The sequence below is a fragment of the bacterium genome, assembly GCA_024228115.1.
Taxonomy (GTDB): domain Bacteria; phylum Myxococcota_A; class UBA9160; order UBA9160; family UBA6930.
On record JAAETT010000033.1, the window covers coordinates 1 to 3,503 of the forward strand.

3 protein-coding genes are annotated in these 3,503 nt (G+C 67.7%); 1 reads left to right on the forward strand and 2 read right to left on the reverse strand.

Features of this window, described 5'->3' with window-relative positions; genetic code table 11:
* Positions 1–360: 360 nt before the first annotated feature.
* Complete coding sequence (locus GY937_00875) at positions 361–642, forward strand: hypothetical protein (GenBank protein ID MCP5055258.1); 282 nt, start codon at positions 361–363, stop codon at positions 640–642.
* A 19-nt stretch (positions 643–661) separates the two neighbouring features.
* Here the strand turns inward: GY937_00875 and GY937_00880 are convergent, their stop codons facing one another.
* A complete protein-coding gene (locus GY937_00880) occupies positions 662–1,486 on the reverse strand; it encodes a hypothetical protein (protein MCP5055259.1) in 825 nt (274 codons plus the stop codon).
* Positions 1,487–1,539: 53 nt separating this feature from the next.
* A complete protein-coding gene (locus GY937_00885) occupies positions 1,540–3,282 on the reverse strand; it encodes a hypothetical protein (GenBank protein MCP5055260.1) in 1,743 nt (580 codons plus the stop codon).
* Between the last annotated feature and the right edge of the window lie 221 nt (positions 3,283–3,503).

Genomic DNA, 3,503 nt, shown 5'->3' on the forward strand with positions numbered 1-3,503 from the left:
GCCGAGGCACGCCCCAAATTCTCGCCACGGAATGGGCATCGACCACCCAAAACGAAATCCGTCAGCGTCAATCGCCGCGCGGCACGCCGAAACCGTGGAAAGCCAGGTTCTCAGCCAACTTTCGTGCATAGTTCAGGTTAAGACGGCTACTCCGCGAGTACGTCGACTACTACAACGACGAGCGAGTCCACACATCGATTGGCGATTCACCGGTCGGTCGACTCGTAGAATCACGACCTTCGAAGGGCTCCAATGTCGTCGCATTGCCGCGTGTCGGCGGTCTCCACCACCGATATCGCTGGTGCGAAGCCGCCTGATGACCCGATTCCACATCCGCGATCAGGCCGTCAGACGACGCGGATGAATATTGAGAACAGACACGCCGATCTCGACGACGGCGCGCTCTACGCGAGGGTGGAAGAGGCGCTACCGACCTACGCGCGGCCCGCCTTCCTCCGCCTGCTCGAGGCGCCGGACCTGACGGGCACCTTCAAGATCCGCAAGGTCGGACTTCAGCGAGAAGGCTTCGACCCGAAGACGATCACGGACACCCTGCTCTACCGGGACGATGCGCGCCGCCGCTATCTCCCACGGCTGCCGGAGATTGCGGACCGCATCCGCTCGGGAGAGCTGCGCTTCTAGGCTGGCGAACGCCGCCGCCTCATATCTCCCAGATCGTCCGCATGGCAACTCCGTCGCAAGCGCGAACGGGCTCGATCTCGAGACAGCCGACTCGTCCCAGGGTGCCTTCGAACTGACGATACTCACCGATCTGGCGAACGAAGAGCTCGGCCATGTCGCGGCTGAGTTCGACGAGGGCCCCCCACTCGCCCGACGACGACGGCTCGTTGATCCCCAGCTGAAGGTCGAAGTGGACGTCCTCGGAGACGGGTTCGCCCAGCAGCTCGTGCCCGAGCTGAGCCACCCGCAGCGGCGGCGACAGCTCGGCGAAGCAGTTCAGGGCTCGCAGCAGGAGCACGTAGGGAGTCTCGTCCTTCGACGCCTGGACCACACCCAGCACCAGGCGAGGCGAAGGAGCGGCGAGCAGGCCCACATAGTCGAGCCCGCGGCGCGAGATTGCCGGGTGCTCGGCATCGGGAACCGGGCTCACGGCCCCCGACAGGCAGACGAGCCTCTCGGACCCGCGCGCACCGCCTTCGACCCTGATCTCGAGCGCTTCGTGGAAGGACTCGAGGACCAGCTCATCGGTCTCCGGGGGGCGCAGCGATTGCTCCGGACTCCAGGTGCGCTCGATCAGGTGGTACGACTCGAAGAACTCCATCAGCAGCACCTCGGGGTGCTGGAGATGATCGGCGCACTCCTGCACCTGGCCCTCGAGATCGAGGGACCGGCAGTGCTCGTAGTGGAGACGGAAGGGAGTCGTCTGCGGTTCGGCCACGAGGGCGTCTTCGGCCAGACGCAGGGGCACACTGACCCCGCGGGTCACGTCGAAGAGATCGGCGGGACGACGGCGGAAACCGCCCACGGAGCTGGACGAAGCCCTTCCGCTCCCAGCGGACTTGGATGCCGGCGCGCCGCCTATCGGTCAGGCGACCCGAGCGGCTGGGGCTCGGGTCCCGCAAGGAAGACCAGGCGTTCGGCGGCGACGGCACGGACCGATGCTTCCGCGTCGTCGCGCTCGATCCTGGCCAACAGCACTGTGTCCAAGAGTCGCTGCACGGCGGCTGCGCGAACGCGGGCGTCCGGATCCCACTGCGCCCGGTTGGCGATCAGGGCAGCATCCTCGAGCTTCCGGACCGCGACGGCGCGAACCCCCCAGTCCTCGTCGTTCTTTGCACGGTTCGAGAGCAGGGTCTGGTCGTCGATGTTGCTCACGGCAATCTTTCGCACCTGCCAGGCCTTGTCCCACTTGGCGCGATTCGAGAGCACGGCAACGTCCGCCACCCGGCGTATCGCGACTTCCCGCACTCGCCAGTCGTCGTCGTCTCGGGCGTACGCGCACAGCTCGGAGGGATCGCGGAGTCTGCCGACGGCTGAGTGCCGAACGCGCCAGTCGGCGTCCTCGCGGGCGATCGATTGAAGCTGGGCCTGGTCCTTGATCCTGCGAACCGCCTCCAGGCGTACGCCCGGGTCTTCGTCGGCGAGGGCGATGGCGGGTAGGCGCGTCGTATCCCTGAGCCGGCGGACCGCTGCTGCGCGGACGTCGGCGTGCAGGGCGTGCTCCGCGGCATCCGTCAGTTGTTGGCGGCTGCGGATACGCTGAAGCGCAATGCGGCGCACTTCGGCGTCAGCATCCCGCTTGGCGAACTCCAGGAGCGCGCTGCGGTTGCGCACGCCGCGAATGGCCTCCTGACGGGCATCCGAATGCGCTCCCTCCGCGACGATGCTCGCCAGCAGGCCCCGGTCCGTGACCCGCAGCGCGGCCGTGAGCCGCAACTCCGGTTCCGGGTCCGTCTTGGCAATCACGGCCAGCGCGCCTTCGTCCGTCAGGTGGCCTAACGCAATCCTCCGCACCTCCGCATCGGGATCTCCGTGAGCGACGCGTGCAAGGGAAGCCTGGTCGCTCAAATGCTCAACGGCGCGCTTGCGAAGCTCCGTCGATTCTTCGTGGAGGGCGAGATCGACCAGGGCGGCCTGGTCGGAGAGGTGTTTGACGGCGACCCCGCGGACCACGGGCGGTGCGCTCCCGCCAGCCAGGTCGGCCAGGAGCTGCTGGTCCGAAAGCCTCTTGACCGCCGCCTTCGCGATCTCGACATCCTGCGCGGTCTCGGCGATCTCCTTCAGCAGGTTCTGATCTTCGAGTCGGCGGAGGGCGAGGCGGGCAACGGCTCGGGGCACCACGCCCCCCGCGACGGCCGCCAGTCGTGCCGGATCGGCGAGCTTGCGCACCGCCGCTTTGGCGACGAGCAGATCCTCGGTCCCTGCCGCAACGGCTTCCAGCAGCGGCGGTGCGTTGAGATGTTTCACGGCCCGGAGGCGGACACTCTCATCCCAGGCACCGAGAGCGAGCTCTGCGAGCGCCCCCGGGTCCGAGACCCGAGCCACCGCGGCCTGGCGGACCTTCGGAAGCACGGCGTTCGTGGCGATCTGAACGAGCGCCGCATCGTCATGGATCGCCGCCAAGCCGGCCAGGGCCCGGCCGAGGTCCGCCCCCGCCAGGGTCGCTTCGGCGCCGACCTCCGCCCCAAGCGCTTCGGCGCGGTCGCTCGCGGGTCCCGCCACCGGCTCGTCCGTCGAGGACACCGGCTCGTCCGTCGAGGAGGAGGGGTCTGGCGTCGAACCCGATAAGAGCTGCTTGATCCAGCCACGGAGCCCAGGCACGGAGGCGATCCTAGCACCGGCGGGTCCGCATACGGGGGGCCGAGCCTAGCCTGTGCAGGGCGCGCCCCGATTCGAGCGGAGCCTGTGCGTCCTCAATATTCGTCCGCGTTGATATTGCTCAGCTTTTCCGCCTTCCCCTACAACTCGTTCCGTGGATGATACACCCGACCGATTCCCAGATTCAGACTCGTTCTGCCCCGCGCGATCACGCACCCTCCGGC

Coding starts and splice junctions, on each gene's coding strand:
- GY937_00875 (MCP5055258.1), top strand. CDS start 361: ATGAATATTGAGAACAGACACGCCGATCTCGACGACGGCGCGCTCTAC.